13 protein-coding genes are annotated in these 15706 nt (G+C 70.3%); 3 read left to right on the top strand and 10 right to left on the bottom strand.

Annotated features, from left to right (window positions below):
- Positions 1-55 precede the first annotated feature (55 nt).
- Entirely contained in the window at positions 56-1360 is a 1305-nt protein-coding gene (locus tag G6024_RS11180; RefSeq protein ID WP_159148715.1) for an alkaline phosphatase family protein, read from the top strand.
- Between the two features lie 27 nt (positions 1361-1387).
- Here the strand turns inward: G6024_RS11180 and aspS are convergent, their stop codons facing one another.
- A complete protein-coding gene (gene aspS, locus G6024_RS11185; RefSeq protein ID WP_159148716.1) occupies positions 1388-3187 on the bottom strand; it encodes an aspartate--tRNA ligase in 1800 nt (599 codons plus the stop codon).
- 235 nt (positions 3188-3422) lie between these two features.
- Here aspS and ypfJ point away from each other — a divergent pair, with 235 nt between their 5' ends.
- Entirely contained in the window at positions 3423-4346 is a 924-nt protein-coding gene (ypfJ, locus tag G6024_RS11190) for a KPN_02809 family neutral zinc metallopeptidase (RefSeq protein WP_159148717.1), read from the top strand.
- 76 nt (positions 4347-4422) lie between these two features.
- Here ypfJ and hisS read toward each other — a convergent pair whose 3' ends face one another.
- Together hisS and G6024_RS11200 are read right to left on the bottom strand one after the other, a co-directional pair.
- Positions 4423-5703: a histidine--tRNA ligase gene (gene hisS / locus G6024_RS11195; RefSeq protein WP_159148718.1), complete on the bottom strand. Its 1281-nt coding sequence runs from the start codon at positions 5701-5703 to the stop codon at positions 4423-4425.
- 46 nt (positions 5704-5749) lie between these two features.
- On the bottom strand, positions 5750-6415 hold the full coding sequence (locus tag G6024_RS11200; protein WP_067717896.1) for an MBL fold metallo-hydrolase: 666 nt from the start codon (positions 6413-6415) through the stop codon (positions 5750-5752).
- Positions 6416-6625: 210 nt separating this feature from the next.
- On the opposite strand from G6024_RS11200, the gene G6024_RS11205 reads away from it, so the two are divergent.
- Positions 6626-7549, top strand: a complete 924-nt coding sequence (locus G6024_RS11205) for a peptidylprolyl isomerase (protein ID WP_159148719.1) — start codon at positions 6626-6628, stop codon at positions 7547-7549.
- Positions 7550-7683: 134 nt separating this feature from the next.
- On the opposite strand, the gene G6024_RS11210 is transcribed toward G6024_RS11205, so the two are convergent.
- The 7 genes from G6024_RS11210 to ruvA form a co-directional block, all read right to left on the bottom strand.
- Positions 7684-10107 (bottom strand): RelA/SpoT family protein, encoded by a 2424-nt coding sequence (locus G6024_RS11210; protein ID WP_159148720.1) that lies wholly within the window; start codon positions 10105-10107, stop codon positions 7684-7686.
- Between the two features lie 46 nt (positions 10108-10153).
- Entirely contained in the window at positions 10154-10711 is a 558-nt protein-coding gene (locus G6024_RS11215) for an adenine phosphoribosyltransferase (RefSeq protein WP_159148721.1), read from the bottom strand.
- A complete protein-coding gene (gene secF, locus G6024_RS11220; RefSeq protein ID WP_159148722.1) occupies positions 10708-11769 on the bottom strand; it encodes a protein translocase subunit SecF in 1062 nt (353 codons plus the stop codon). Before secF ends, G6024_RS11215 begins: the two co-directional genes overlap by 4 nt.
- Positions 11766-13466, bottom strand: a complete 1701-nt coding sequence (gene secD / locus G6024_RS11225) for a protein translocase subunit SecD (protein WP_390890240.1) — start codon at positions 13464-13466, stop codon at positions 11766-11768. The genes secF and secD overlap by 4 nt, the downstream gene beginning before the upstream one ends.
- A gap of 72 nt (positions 13467-13538) precedes the next feature.
- Positions 13539-13847, bottom strand: coding sequence for a preprotein translocase subunit YajC (gene yajC / locus G6024_RS11230; RefSeq protein ID WP_159148723.1), 309 nt, complete (start codon positions 13845-13847; stop codon positions 13539-13541).
- Positions 13848-13936: 89 nt separating this feature from the next.
- Positions 13937-15061 (bottom strand): Holliday junction branch migration DNA helicase RuvB, encoded by a 1125-nt coding sequence (ruvB, locus tag G6024_RS11235; protein WP_159148724.1) that lies wholly within the window; start codon positions 15059-15061, stop codon positions 13937-13939.
- On the bottom strand, positions 15061-15660 hold the full coding sequence (gene ruvA / locus G6024_RS11240) for a Holliday junction branch migration protein RuvA (protein ID WP_069389874.1): 600 nt from the start codon (positions 15658-15660) through the stop codon (positions 15061-15063). Before ruvA ends, ruvB begins: the two co-directional genes overlap by 1 nt.
- Positions 15661-15706: the final 46 nt, after the last annotated feature.

Raw genomic sequence — 15706 nt, forward strand, 5'->3', positions numbered from 1 at the left:
TCCGCCGGGCACACCGCCCCGCCAGCCACCACCCGACCGTCAGGACCCCAGCCCCATGTGCCGCGACGACAACCCCACCCACGGACCCACACTCACCCGTCGTGAGGCGCTCGCCGGCGCCGGCATGGTCGCCGCCGCCGGCGCCGTCGGGGTGACCCTGCTCGCCGAGCCCGCCCCCGTGTGGGCGAACCCGGTGCGCCCGGTGGCCGACGACCTCGACGTCTACGTGATCGTCACCGACGGCATGCGGCCCGACGAACTCAACCCGGCCCAGGCGCCCACCCTGCACCGATGGGCCTCCGAGGGGACGCGGTTCACCGACGCCTCCTCCGTGATGATCGCCGAGACCCTGCCCAACCACGCCGCCATGGTCACCGGGGTGCTGCCCGCGCGCAACGGGGTGCCCGCGAACGCCATCTGGGACCACGCGATCGGGGACGAGAGGACCCTCGACCGGCCCGACGACCTGCGGGCGGCCACCGTGCTGGACCGCATCCGGACCGAGGCGGGTCTGACCACCGCGAGCGTGCTCAGCAAGGACTACCTACACGGCCTGTTCGGTGGCCGCGCGAGCGTGCAGTGGGCACCCTTCCCGCTGGTGCCGGTCACCGACCACTCGCTCGACTGGTTCACCGTCGAGGCCCTCAAGCAGACCATCACCGACCACGCCCCGCGGATGACGTTCGTCAACCTCGGCGACATGGACCGCTTCGGCCACATGGACCTGTCCGGCACCTCACTGCGACTGGCCCGCAACCAGGCGGTGTACAACTCGGACCACAAGCTGTGGGACCTCGAGCAGTTCCTGCGGTCCACCGGCCGGTGGGAACGGTCGGTGCTCATCGTGCTGGCCGATCACGGCATGGACTGGTCGGAGCCACTGCGCCTCATCAGTGCCGCCGGCGCGATCGACGCCGACCCCGCGCTGCGCGGGCGCGTCGGGATCGCCCAGAACGGGGGCGCCGACACCTTCGCCCACCTCGGCCCCGCCGGAGAACGCGAGGCGACCCTGGCGCGCCTGCGTGAGGTGGTCGGCGCGCTCCCGGGGGTCAACCGCCTCTACGATCCGGCCGAACTCGACCTGGGCGAGCGCGGTGGCGACCTCGTGGCCACCTGTCATCCGGGATGGCGGTTCTCCGACCCCACCCCGTTCTCCAACCCCATCCCCGGCAACCACGGACACGAGGTCACGCTCGGCATCCCGTTCTTCATCGCCGGCGGGCACCGGATCGTCCGCCGGGGGCAGGTCGTCGACCGTCCCGTGCGCACCCTCGACGTGGCGCCGACGGTGGCCCGGCTGTTCGGACTCGACCATTCCGGGATGGACGGGCGCCCGGCGCTCGAGGCGTTCCACCTCTGAGACGCCCGGGGCCGCCCGCCTCGGGTACTACCCGGCTGCGGCCCCGTCCTGGGCGGCCTGCCCGCGCTGGACCGGCTTGGCGTCGATGCCGGACTCCTTGCGCTGCTGGGTGGTGATCGGCGCGGGAGCGTCGGTGAGCGGGTCGACCCCGCCGCCGGACTTGGGGAAGGCGATGACGTCGCGGATGGACTCGGTTCCGGCCAGCAGCGCACAGATGCGGTCCCAGCCGAAGGCGATGCCACCGTGCGGGGGGGCGCCGTAGGAGAAGGCGTCGAGCAGGAAGCCGAACTTCTCCTGCGCCTCCTCCTGCGAGATGCCCATGACGCCGAAGACCCGCTCCTGGACGTCCTTGCGGTGGATACGGATCGACCCGCCACCGATCTCGTTGCCGTTGCACACGATGTCGTAGGCGTAGGCCAGCGCCGATCCCGGATCGGTGTCGAACGTGTCGAGGTGCTCGGGCTTGGGTGAGGTGAACGCGTGGTGCACGGCGGTCCACGCACCGGAACCGACGGCCACGTCGCCGGCGGCGGTGGCGTCGTCCGCGGGCTCGAACATCGGGGCGTCGACGATCCAGGTGAACGCCCACCGGGTGGGGTCGATCAGGCCGAGCTTCTCGGCGATCTCGCCGCGTGCCGCACCGAGGAGCGCCCGGGTGGACTTGACCGCTCCGGCGCCGAAGAAGATGCAGTCCCCCGGCTCCGCGCCCACGTGCGCGGCGATCCCGGCGCGCTCGGAGTCCGACAGGTTCTTGGCGACGGGGCCGCCCAGCTCGCCGTTCTCACCGACGAGGATGTACGCCAGGCCCTTGGCGCCTCGCTGCTTGGCCCACTCCTGCCAGGCGTCGAGCTGACGACGGGGCTGCGACGCCCCGCCCTTCATGACGACCGCGCCGACGTATGGCGCCTTGAACACCCGGAACGGGGTGTCGGCGAAGAACTCCGTGCACTCGACCAGTTCGATGTCGAACCGCAGGTCGGGCTTGTCCGAACCGTAGCGACGCATCGCCTCGTCGTAGGTCATGCGCGGGATGGGGGTCGGGATCTGATGCCCGGCGGTGGCCCACACCTCGGTGAGGATCTCCTCGGCCACGGCGATCACGTCGTCCTGGTCGACGAAGCTCATCTCCACGTCCAGCTGCGTGAACTCCGGCTGCCGGTCGGCGCGGAAGTCCTCGTCCCGGTAGCAGCGGGCGAGCTGGTAGTACTTCTCCATCCCGGCCACCATGAGCAGCTGCTTGAACAGCTGCGGCGACTGCGGGAGAGCGTAGAACGTCCCCGGCTGCAGGCGGGCGGGCACGAGGAAGTCGCGGGCCCCCTCGGGCGTCGAGCGGGTCAGCGTGGGCGTCTCGATCTCCACGAAGTCGTGGCGCGCCATGACGTTGCGGGCGGCGGCGTTGACCTTCGACCGCAGGCGCAGTGCGGCGCCCGGGCCCTCGCGCCGCAGGTCGAGGTAACGATGGCGCAGACGCGCCTCCTCACCGACCTCGTCGTCCAACTGGAACGGCAGGGCCGCGGCCTCGCCGAGGACCTCGAACGAGGTCACGTCGACCTCGACCTCGCCCGAGGCGAGGTTGGGGTTCTCCGACCCCTCCGGGCGGCGGTCCACCACGCCGGTCACGGCCACGCAGTACTCGTTGCGGAGGCGGTGTGCGCGCTCGGCCACGTCCTCCGAGCGGAACACCACCTGGCAGACGCCGGTCGAGTCGCGGAGGTCGACGAAGATGACCCCGCCGTGATCCCGGCGGCGCGCGACCCAGCCGGCCAGGGTGATGGTCTCCCCTGCGTCGGCGGCTCGGAGCTGGCCGGCGGAATGGGTGCGCAGCACTGCGGTTGTCCTCTCGTCGGGAAAAGTCGTGTGGTCGGCGAACTCCGGAACGGACCCACCGCCGGATGAGCGGTCGGCCCCGGGTTCGGACGAGGGACAGTCTACGTCCACCCGCGGGCGTTCCCCGTCTCGGCTGCGACCTCGTCCCGACGGCCCATACAGTGATCCGACAAGCACCGCGGTGGTGCGGCGTGCCCGGGTGGACCGGCGGCCGGTGTGGACGAGAGGTGACGATATGACGTTCCGGCAGGGCGGGAGACTGGACACCAGTGGGGTCTCCGGCGGGGGCCGAGGGGGTCGCCGGGGGATGGCGGTCGGTGGGGGTGTCGGCGGCCTCGTCGTCGTCGTCATCGCGTTGTTCCTCGGCGTCGACCCCGGCCAGCTCGGACTCGACGGCGGTGGCACGGACCCGGGCGCCACCGGTGGCCGGGCACAGGCCTCCGACTCGGCGCAGCAGTTCCAGGCCCACATCGACCAGTGCGACCTGCAGCAGGCCAACACCGACACCATCTGCCGCATCGTCGCCACCACGGAGAGTCTGGAGGACGTCTGGACGGCCCAGTTGCCCGACCAGATCGGGATGCGCTGGGTCCAGCCCCACACCACCATCTTCACCGGCGCCATCGACACCGGATGTGGTGCGGCCTCCTCCGACATCGGGCCGTTCTACTGCCCGGCCGACGAGAACGTGTACATAGACCCCGCGTTCTTCGACCGGGTCCTCGTGGGCCAGCTCGGTGGATCACCCTCCGGTGCGGCGCAGATGTACGTGGTCGCGCACGAGTTCGGGCACCACCTGCAGACCATGCTCGGGGACATCCGCCGGTCACAGCAGGACCCGCGGGGCCCCTCCTCGGGTGCGGTCCGGGTCGAGCTCCAGGCCGACTGCTACGCCGGCCTGTGGGCCCACTACGCCACCTCGACCCCGGCTCCCGACGGCGGCCCGCCGCTGCTGGAGAGCCTCACCGGGAGCGACGTGGACGCGATCATCCGGACCGCCGAGGCGATCGGCGACGACCACATCCAGCGCACCGGCGGCGCCCGTGTCGACCCGGGCTCGTGGACCCACGGGTCATCGGAGATGCGCCGACAGTGGTTCCTCACGGGTTACGAGCAGGGCTCGATGCAGGCCTGCGACACCTTCCGCGCACAGCTCTGAGGCGCACAGCTCTGAGGCGCCCAGCCCTGACGCGTGGGCGGGGCCCCGGTCGGTCAGTGCCGCCGGACCGCCGGGGTCACCGGGCGACGGCCCTGGTCACGTGGTCGACGAGACCCTCCAGGGGCACAGGTTCCTGCTCACCGGTGGCCATCGTCTTGACGACGGCCGTGGAGGTGGCGAGCTCGTTCTCCCCGACGACGACGGTGATCGCCGCGCCGGAGCGGTCCGCGGCCTTAAAGGCGCCCTTCATGCCGCGGTCCCCGTACGCCATGTCCGCGCGGAGCCCGCTGCGGCGGAACTCGGCGAGGACGGGCACCAGAGTCGCCTTGGCCTGCGCGCCGAGGGCCACGCCGTACACGTCGACGCGCCCCTCGGCCGCCGGGTCGATCCCCTCGGCCTGCAGTGCGAGCACCGTCCGGTCCACACCGATACCGAACCCGATGCCGGACAGCGCCTGGCCGCCGAGCTGCTCCATCAGTCCGTCGTAGCGGCCACCGCCACCGATCCCGGACTGGGCGCCGAGGCCGTCGTGCACGAACTCGAAGGTCGTCTTGGTGTAGTAGTCCAGGCCCCGCACCATGCGGGGATTGACCTCGTACGCGACGCCCAGCGCGTCCAGGTGCGCCCGAACGGTCGCGAAGTGCTCGGCGCTCGCGTCCGACAGGTGATCGATCATCAGAGGAGCGCCCTCGAGCTGGGCACGCACCTCGGGGCGCTTGTCGTCCAGGACGCGCAGCGGATTGACCCGAGCGCGTTCCCGCGTCGCCTCGTCGAGGTCCAGCCCGGTGAGGAAATCCTGGAGCCGTTCCCGGTAGTCGGGGCGGCACGTCTCGTCCCCGAGTGAGGTGAGCTCGAGGCGGAACCCGGTGAGTCCGAGGGAGCGGAACGCCTCGTCCGCCACGGCGATCACCTCGGCGTCCAGGGCCGGGTCGTCGACGCCGATCGCCTCGATGCCCACCTGCTGGAGCTGGCGGTACCGCCCGGCCTGGGGGCGCTCGTACCGGAAGAAGGGGCCCGCGTAGCAGAGCTTGACCGGGAGCTGGCCCCGGTCCAGCCCGTGTTCGATCACCGCACGCATGACCCCGGCCGTGCCCTCGGGGCGCAGTGTGACGCTCCGGCCGCCCCTGTCGGAGAACGTGTACATCTCCTTGGACACCACGTCCGTCGACTCCCCCACGCCGCGTGCGAACAACGCCGTGTCCTCGAAGATCGGCAGCTCGACGTGTCCGTACCCGGCGCGACGGGCGGCGGTGGTGATGGCGTCCCTGACCGTCACGAACCCGGCGGAGGCCGGAGGCACGTAGTCGGGAACACCCTTGGGTGCCTTGAGTGCGGTGTTCTTGGCGTTGCCGGTCACTGGTGAGGCGTCCTTGGATCTGGAGGGGCGGGTGGGGCTGGTGGGTCTAGAGGTCGCGCAGGAACGGATTCGACCGACGCTCACGACCGATGGTCGTGGACGGCCCGTGCCCGGGCAACACCACGGCGTCGTCGTCCAGGACGAGGAACTTCTTGGCGATGGACTGCATGAGCACCTCGGTGTCCCCCGCGGGCAGGTCGGTGCGTCCCACACCGTCCTGGAACAGTACGTCCCCACCGAGCACGACCAGCCGGGGTCCGTCCTCGGTCTGCACGGTGATCCGGAACGAGACCGAGCCGGGGCTGTGACCCGGGACGTGGTCCACGTCGAAGGTCATCGAGCCGATGGTGAGGGTGTCGCCGTCGAACACCTCGATGACCTCGGCCGGCTCCGTGAAGGTGACGCCCTTGAGCATCGCCGACAGGTCGAGCGAGAGCCCCTTGCCCGGATCGGAGAGCATCTCGCGGTCCTCGGGGTGGATGTAGGCGGGGACCCCGTAGTGATCCGCCACCTGCCGTGCGTTCCAGATGTGGTCGAGGTGCCCGTGCGTGAGCAGCACCGCGCGGGGCCGGAGCCCGGCCTCGGAGATCTGACGACGGACCTGCTCCTCCGCGTCCTGCCCCGGGTCGACGACCACACAGTCGCCCGCGTCGTCCGCCACGATGTAGCAGTTGGTCTGGAACATCCCGGCGGGGAAACCGACGATCTGCACGTCCCGTACTCCCTTTCTCGACACTGTCGGCGCCGTTCGGCGCCCGGTGCCGGGCAACGGCGCCCGACACCGGAGTGGCGTTCGGCCGTCACTACCCGACCTGGTAGACAAGGACCCTGGGCTGGACCGCCGCGTGGGGCTCTTCACGGAGCCCCACCGTACGGGTCCGCCCGTGGAGTCCCAGCCTAGTCCAGGTCCCCAGGAGGGTCAGTGTCCACCAACCAGGAACGCCGAGCCGAGGCGCGCCAACGTCTGCGTGAGCAGATGGAGGCGCAGGCGCGCCGCGAGAAGCAGCTGAAGATCGCCGGTGCCTCGGTCGTGGTGGTGGTCCTCCTCGGCATCGTGGGCGTCGTGGTCTGGAACAAGGCGGAACAGTCCCGGGCCGAGCAGTACGCCGCCGACTGGGTGACCTGTGAGTACCCGCAGGACACCAGTCCGATGGAGAAGGTCGACCCGGCGGAGTTCGAGGACCAGGGGCCCGAGATCGTCGCCGAGGCGCGTCGCTTCAACGAGCAGGTCGACGAGATCGAGGAGTCCAAGCGCGAGATGGACCCCCCGACCGGGGACCAGCCCAGGAGAGGGACGGCCGAGATCGTCGTGACCACCGGTAGCGGTGAGATCCCCCTGACCCTCGATCGTGAGGGCGCCCCCTGCAACGTCGCGAGCTTCGTGCACCTCGCGGAGCAGGAGTACTTCGACGACACCGAGTGCCATCGACTGACGCAGGGCGGGGAGGGTTCGCAGCTGTCGGTCCTGCAGTGTGGTGACCCGACGGGGACCGGGCTCTCGGGCCCCGGGTACTCGATCGTGGACGAGCCGCCCACCGATCTCCCCGTAGCCGAGGACGGTTCGGGTATGTCGGTCTACCCGCGCGGCACGGTCGCCATGGCGAAGTCGCAGGCGCCGAACAGCGCCGGGAGTCAGTTCTTCCTCGTGTACGAGGACTCCATGCTGCCGCCCGAGTACTCCGTGATGGGCACGATCGGTGAGTCCGGTCTGGAGGTCCTCGACGAGATCGCCGATGCCGGGACCAAGAGCGACGACCAGAGCGATCCGGACTACGAGGCACCGCGCCGCCCAGTGGTCATCGAGAAGGTCACGGTCGGCGCCCAGGAGGGCCTGCCCGAGGCGTGAACCCGTAGCACCCGGCCGTGAGCACCGGCCCCGGCCTCCCGGCCGGGGCCGGCGTCGTCCCACCGGGTCCGCGTCGTCCCACCGGGTCCGCGACCGCCGGCCGCGGAGGGGTCGGTCAGCCGCGGAGGCGTCGGTCAGTTCGAGGTCATCCGGTAGACGTCGAAGACGCCTTCGACCTTGCGGACCGCACCGAGGACGTGACCCAGGTGTTTGGGGTCGGCCATCTCGAAGGTGAACCGGGAGATCGCCACCCTGTCGTCGCCCGCGGTCTGCACCGAGGCGGAGAGGATGTTGACCTTCTCGTCGGCCAGGACCTTGGTGATGTCGGAGAGCAGACGGTGGCGGTCGAGGGCCTCCACCTGGATGGCCACGAGGAACACCGCGCCCGGCTGGGGCGCCCATTCGACCTTGACCAGTCGCTCCGGCTCCCGGTGCAGGTCGGAGGCGTTGGTGCAGTCGGTGCGGTGCACGCTGACCGAACCGCCGCGCGTGATGAAACCCAGGACCTGGTCCCCCGGCACCGGGGTGCAGCAGCGGGCGAGCTTGGCGTGGACGTCCTCGACACCGCCCACGAGCACGCCGGCCCCGGAGGTCGTGGGGCGGGGCGGGGTCATGGTCTTGTCGCGGGAGCGGTCGGCCAGTTCCTCGGTGACCTCGTCCACGCCCCCGTGAGCGGCGATGAGACGACCGACCACGGCCTTGGCGGAGACGTGGTTCTCCCCGATCGCCGTGTAGAGCGCGGTGACGTCGGCGAATCCGAGCTCGCGGGACACGCCGGCGAGCGACTCGTTGGAGAAGATGCGGTGGACGGGGACCCCGCCCCGTCGGACCTCACGGGTGATGAGGTCCTTGCCCCGCTCCAGGGCCTCTTCTCGGCGCTCCTTGGCGAACCATTGCCGGATCGAGCTCTTGGCGCGGCCGGAGACCACGAACTTCTGCCAGTCCAGGCTGGGGCCGGCGTTGTGGTCCTTGGAGGTAAAGACCTCCACCACCTCGCCGTTCTCGAGCGGGCGCTCGAGGGCGACGAGTTTGCCGTTGACCCGCGCCCCGATGCAGCGGTGGCCGACCTCGGTGTGGACCGCGTAGGCGAAGTCCACGGGTGTGGCACCGACCGGAAGGTTGATGACGTCTCCCTTGGGGGTGAAGACGAAGATCTCCTTGCTGGTCATCTCGAAGCGCAGGGAGTCCAGGAATTCGCCGGGATCGGCGGCCTCACGCTGCCAGCTGAGCAGTTGCCGCATCCACGCCATCTCGTCGACCTCGGCGGGGTCGCCGTTGTGCTTGCCGCGGGTCTCCTTGTAGCGCCAGTGCGCCGCGATGCCGTACTCCGCGTTGCGGTGCATCTCGTGGGTGCGGATCTGGATCTCGAGGGGTTTGCCGTCGGGTCCGATCACGGTGGTGTGCAACGACCGGTACACGCCGAAGCGGGGCTGGGCGATGTAGTCCTTGAACCTCCCCGGCATCGGCTTCCACGTCGAGTGGACGACCCCGATCGCGGCGTAGCAGTCGCGCACGTCCTCGCACAGGACACGAATGCCCACGAGGTCGTGGATCTCGTCGAACTCCCGACCGCGCACGATCATCTTCTGGTAGATCGACCAGTAGTGCTTGGGTCGGCCCTCGACCCGCGCCTGGATGTGCGCCTTCTCGAGGTCCGCCCTGACCCGGTTGGTCACCGTTTGCAGGTAGACGTCGCGGCTGGGGGCCCGGTCGGCGACGAGCCGCACGATCTCCTGGTACTTCTTCGGCTCGAGGATCGCGAAGGCGAGGTCCTCGAGTTCCCACTTGATGGTCGCCATCCCCAGCCGGTGCGCGAGCGGGGCGATCACCTCGAGGGTCTCCCTCGCCTTCTTGACCTGCTTCTCGGGCGGCAGGAACCGCATCGTGCGCATGTTGTGCAGGCGGTCGGCCACCTTGATCACCAGGACGCGGGGGTCGTGTGCCATCGCGATGATCATCTTGCGGATGGTCTCCGCCTCGGCGGCCTCGCCGAACTCGACCTTGTCCAGCTTGGTGACGCCGTCCACCAGATGGGCGACCTCACCGCCGAAGTCGGCTTCCAGCCGCGCGAGCGAGTAGTCGGTGTCCTCGACCGTGTCGTGCAGCAGCGCTGCCACGAGCGTCGTGGTGTCCATACCCATCTCCGCGCAGATGGTCGCCACGGCGAGTGGGTGGGTGATGTAGGGATCGCCGGATTTGCGGTAGACGCCCTCGTGTTGCTTCTCCGCGAGGGTGTACGCGCGTGCCAGCAGACCGACGTCGGCCTTGGCGTGGTGTATCCGGTGGACGCGCACCAACGGTTCGAGAACCGCCGGCGTGGAGGTGACGGTCAGACCCGAGGTGAGGCGGCGAGCCCACCGCGCACGCACCCGTCGACCGGCGGACGGACGGTTGCCCGGGATCACGGGGAGCGGTTGGGTCGCGGACTGGGGTGTCGCGGGCTGGGGCGCCGGGGGCCGGGGTGTCGAGGGCTGCGGGGTCGAGGGCTGGGGCTGAGCCGTCTGTCCGGGTTGCGCGCCCCCGTCCGGCTGCCCGGCGGGGTCCTGCCGTTGCGTCATCTCCGGCTCCTCCCTCCAGTTCCGGGCCGTCAGGAACGGTCGGCGGTCACGCGACCGTGAGGCAGGTCAGCGGTGTGGCGGCCAGTCTATCCCGCCCCCCGAGGCCGGGTACCTCGAGCACCACGGACAGCCCCGCGACGATCGCCCCACAGTCCTCCAGCAGACCGACCGCGGCGGTGAGGGTCCCCCCGGTGGCGAGGACGTCGTCGACGACGAGGACGCGCTTCCCCCCGAGATCGAGCCCGTCCGCGGGGAGTTCCAACGTGGCGGCGCCGTACTCGAGCTCGTAGGACCGCGAATGCACCGGTGGCGGGAGCTTGCCGGCCTTGCGGATGGCCAGGACACCGGTGTGTAGCCGCACGGCTGCCGCGCCGGCGAGCAGGAACCCCCGGGCGTCGAGCCCGGCGACGTAGTCCACACTGCCGATCTCGTGCCCGGCGATCAGCCCGGCGACGACGGCGTCGAAGCCGTCGGCGTCCGCGAGGACCGGAGTGAGGTCGCAGAACTGGACGCCCGCGGAGGGGAAGTCCTCGACGCGACGCATCAACCGCTCCACGGCCGAACTGATGGCAGGTGAGACGGGGGTGACAGCAGGTTCGGTCATGCGGCGGCCTCGGCCTTCTCGCGTCGGGCCAGGACCTTGGCGGTCTGGCGTCTGATCTCCGGATCGCGGTTCTTGAGCGACACCAGCAGGGGTGTCGCGAGGAAGACCGAGGAGAAGGTGCCGGTGATGATCCCCACCATCTGGACGAGTGCAAGATCCATGAGGGTGCCCACCCCGAGGATCCACACGGCGATCACGACCAGCGCCAGCAGGGGCAGCACGCCGATGATGGTGGTGTGGATCGAACGCATGAGGGTCTGGTTGACACCCAGGTTCGCCTCTTCGGCGTAGGTGCGGCTCGCGGTGTGTCTGATGCCGCGGGTGTTCTCCTCGACCTTGTCGAACACGATCACCGTGTCGTACAGCGAGAAGCCGAGGATGGTCAGCAGACCGATCACGGTGGCCGGGGTGACCTCGAAGCCGACGAGAGAGTAGACGCCGGCGGTGGTCAGTACGTCGAACAGCAGGGCGACGATGGCTGCGGTGGCCATCCGCCATTCGAAGCGGAACGCGATGTAGGCGAAGACGATGACGAGGAACACCCCGAGAGCGATCAGTGCGTTCTCGGTGACCTGCCCTCCCCAGCTCTCCGAGCGCGCGGAGTCGCCGATCGCCTCCACGGAGGCGTCACCGTCGGCCGTGACCGGCCGGAACTCCTCGTAGAGGGCGTTCTTGGCCGCACGGATCTCGTCGCTGGTGAGGAACCGCGTCTCCACCTCGACGATGCGCGCGTCCCCGGCTCCGACGATCTGCACCGTCTGCGGTTCCTCACCCACCGACTCCTCGACCACCGCGGCCACGCGGCTCTTGTCGTGGTCGGCTGCGGGCATGGTGAGCTTGGTGCCACCGGTGAAGTCGATACCGAAGCTGAAGCCACGGAAGATGATGCTCGCCAGGCAGATCGCCACGATCACGGTGGTGAGGACGTAGAACCTCCGGCGGTTCGGGACAATGCCGAACGCCCCGGTACCCGTGTAGAGCCGCGTGAACAGACTGTCGGACCGGCCGGCGGGGGCGGCGGCGCCGCTCCCGGGCTCGGTGGTCGTGGGAGTGCTCATCGGCCCTCCTCCTCATCGGTGGCGGGACGCTCGGTGCGCGGTTCGGTGATGGTGTCGCCGCCCGGGCCGCGGATGGTCGCGGTGACCCCGCGGCCCCGGCCCTGCTCGAGATCGCTCTCGGTCTTCCGGTCGATGCGGCGCTGTTCCGCCGCGGCTGCCTGGAGGTTCTCCATCCGTCCCATCCCGTTCGCCCAGGTCTTGGCGAAGGTGGGTTTGGTGGAGGCGAGGTAGACGAGCGGCCAGGTCACGGTGAACGCGACGAAGACGTCCATGATGGTCGTGAGGCCCAGGGTGAACGCGAATCCGCGCACCTCGCCGCTGGCCAGCAGGTAGAGCACGAGCGCTCCGATGAGGCTGACCATGTTGCCGGTGACGATGGTGCGGCTGGCGCTCTTCCACGCCCGTGGCACCGCGGATCTGAACCGGTGGCCGTCCCGCAGTTCGTCCTTGATGCGCTCGAAGAACACGACGTAGGAATCGGCGGTCATGCCGATACCGATGACGAGGCCCGCGATGCCCGCGAGGTCGAGGCTGTAGTCGACGGTGTATCCGAGGAACACCAACAGGATGTAGGTGAGCAGGAACGACAGGGCCAGCGAGAGGAACGCCAGCACACCGAGCAGGCGGTAGAAGAAGGCCGAGTACGCCAGTACCAGCAGGAATCCGATGGCGCCCGCGAGCAGGCCCGCCTCGAGCGAGGCCAGACCGAGGGACGCCGGGACGTTGTCGACGTTGGGGTCCTCGAAGGAGATGGGCAGGGCACCGTAGCGCAGGTTCGCGGCGAGAGAGGCCGCCTCGTCCGTGCTGAAGTCACCGGTGATGGAGGTCGCCGAACCGACCGGCGTGACGCCCTGGACGACGGGCGCGCTGATGACCTCGCCGTCGAGGAGGATGGCGATCTGCCGCTGGAGGTTCTCCTGGGTCAAGCGGGACCAGGTGGCGCTTCCCTGCTCACCGGGTCCGGCGTTGAACCGGAAGGAGACCTCGTTCTTGGCGGCCTGCTGGTTGAACCCGGAACTGACGGAGTCCTTGACGATCTGTTGCCCGTCGAGCCGCTTCCCGTCCTCCGGTTCCCCGATGAGCAACGGGACCGGGCCGAGGACGTACTTGGCGCCCTCACCGCAGGCGATGAGGGCCTGGGACGGGTCGTCGAAGCCGGCCAGGACATCGCGCTCCGGGCAGCGGAAGGTCGCGAGGGTCTCGGTGAGCTCCTGCGGGTCGCCCTGGCGGAGCTCGCGGGCCTCCTCGACCTCCCTGGCGACGGCGTCGCGGTCCCCCTTGGCGGCGGGCACGGGCTCGACGTCGCCCTCGGCGACGGGCTGGACCTGCAGCACGGGACGGATCGTCAGCTGCGAGGTGGTGCCGAGGTCACGGGCCTGGCTGGAGTCCTCACCGGGGACCGTGAGGACGATGTTGCTGCCCTCGATGACGACCGAGGTCCCGGCGACGCCGAGCCCGTCGACCCGGTCGCGGATGATGTCCTGGGCCAGTCGCAGGTCCGCCTCGTCGGGGTCCCCCTTGGGGATCAGCGTGACGCGGGTACCGCCCTGCAGATCGATGCCCAGCTTCGGCGTCAGGCCGCGCTCGGCGACGGCGAAGGCGCCGAGGAAGATGATGAACAGCACCAGGAAGAACGCGGACAGCAGCGCCCACGGTCTGGGGCGGGCGTCGGCGCCTCGAGGACGAGCTGGTGACACAGGTGATCTCTCTCGGTCTTCGTCTGGGGCCTCCGGCTGGAGGGCCCCATTACACTACTCGCCGGTCGTGGCCTACCGGGAATCCGCGGCACCGGTGCCGGTGTCGGCTCCGGGGGTCGTACCGGCGTCGATCTTCTCGCGGATGACGCGTCGGTCCCACTGGGTGCGGACGCCCTCGGCGATCTCCAGTTCCACGGTCTCGTCGCCCACGGAGACGATGGTCGCGCGCAGGCCTGAGGTGGTGAGCACGCGATCGCCCGCCGTCAGTGAGGCCTGCATCTCCCGCATGTCCTTCATCGCCCTGCGCTGTCTCGTGCTCTGCAGGACCATCAGCACGATCAGCACGACGATCATCAACGGCAGCAGCAGTTCCAGTCCCATTCGGGTCCTCCTGACATGGACCCGCCGGTTCCGGGTCGCTGGCGGGTCCGGGCTACGGACGGTCTCGTCCGAGGATGCCAGCCCGGGGCTCAACCGCGCGCGCCGGGGCCCCGGTCGACCTCGACCGGCAACATCGGGTCCCCGGCCGCCCTGTCGGGCCCTGGCCGGGTGAGGCCCAGGTGCTCCCACGCCGCGGCGGTCGCGATGCGCCCGCGGGGGGTGCGTGCGAGCAGACCCGCCCGGACGAGGAAGGGTTCGCACACCTCCTCCAGGGTGGTGGACTCCTCCCCCACCGCCACGGCCAGGGTGCTCAGCCCCACCGGGCCCCCCTCGTGCTGGACGAGGAGCGCCCTGAGGACCGCGCGGTCGAGACGGTCGAGACCCAGCTCGTCGACCTCGTACACCTCGAGGGCGGCCCTGGCGACGGGCACGGTGATGCGACCGTCGGCCCGGACCTCGGCGAAGTCGCGGACCCGTCGCAGGAGCCGGTTGGCGATCCGGGGTGTGCCCCGCGACCGGCCGGCGATCTCCAGCGCGGCATCGGGCTCCACGGGAATGGCGAGGATGTCCGCCGCGCGGGTGACGATCCTGGCGAGGTCGGCGTCCGTGTAGAAGTCCATGTGCGCGGTGAACCCGAACCTGTCGCGCAGCGGACCGGTCAGCGCACCGGATCGCGTGGTGGCACCGACCAGGGTGAACGGGGCGATCTCCAGCGGGATCGAGGTGGCCCCGGGCCCTTTGCCCACCATGATGTCGATCCGGAAGTCCTCCATCGCGAGATAGAGCATCTCCTCGGCCGGGCGCGCGATGCGGTGGATCTCGTCGATGAACAGGACGTCGCCCTCAATGAGATTGGACAGCATCGCGGCGAGGTCGCCGGGTCGTTCGAGGGCGGGACCGGAGGTGATCCGTAGTGAGCCGCCGAGTTCCGCCGCGACGATCATCGCGAGACTCGTCTTGCCCAGCCCGGGAGGCCCGGAGAAGAGCAGATGGTCGGGCACGACCCCACGGCGGGTGGCGGCGGTGAGGACCAGGTCCAGTTGCTCCCGGACCGTCTCCTGGCCGATGAACTCGCCCAGGCTGCGAGGTCGGAGGGCACCCTCGACGTCGGTGTCGAACGGGGTCGCGGTCGCGGACAGCTCGCCCTCGTGGCCCGCCCCGTCGTCGGCGTCGGGGGAACGCCCGTCGCCGGGCGCGTCGAACGGTCCCGCCATCAGCGCTTACCGAGTGACTTGAGGGCCAGTCGCAGGGCCTGCGCCGGGTCGAGGTCCGGCTCGGCCGCGAGCACCGCGGTGGCGGTCTTCTCGGCCTCCGCGGACGAGAAGCCCAGGCCCTCGAGTGCCTCTGCGACCTCGGTCGCGGCCGACCCGCCGGTCGTGTCGCCCTGGATCCCCACGGAGCCACCGTCAGACACGGGACCGACCTTGTCCTTGAGTTCCAGCACCATGCGTTCGGCCGTGCGCTTGCCCACGCCGGGGACGCGGGTCAACGCCGTGACGTCCCCGGTTCCGAGGGCCCGGACGAGGGCCTCCGGCTCGAGGGTCGCGACGATCGCCAGTGCCAGTCGTGGTCCGACGCCGGAGACGGTCTGCACGGTGAGGAACAACTGACGCGCGTCCACCGAGTCGAATCCGTACAGGGTGAGCGAGTCCTCGCGCACCACCAGCTCCGTGTGGAGCATCCCCTCCGCCCCGCGCCGGAGACCGGCGAGCGCCGCGGGGGTCGCGTGAACGAGCACCCCGACTCCCCCGGTCTCCACAACGCAGCGGTCCAGGCCGATCTCGGCCACGGTCCCCCGGATCGAGGCGATCACCAGCGCACTCCCTTCGTCCGCGCCATGCCCCGGGCCGCGGCCCGGG

This window comes from Dietzia maris, assembly GCF_014144855.1.
GTDB classification, from domain to species: Bacteria; Actinomycetota; Actinomycetes; order Mycobacteriales; family Mycobacteriaceae; genus Dietzia; species Dietzia kunjamensis.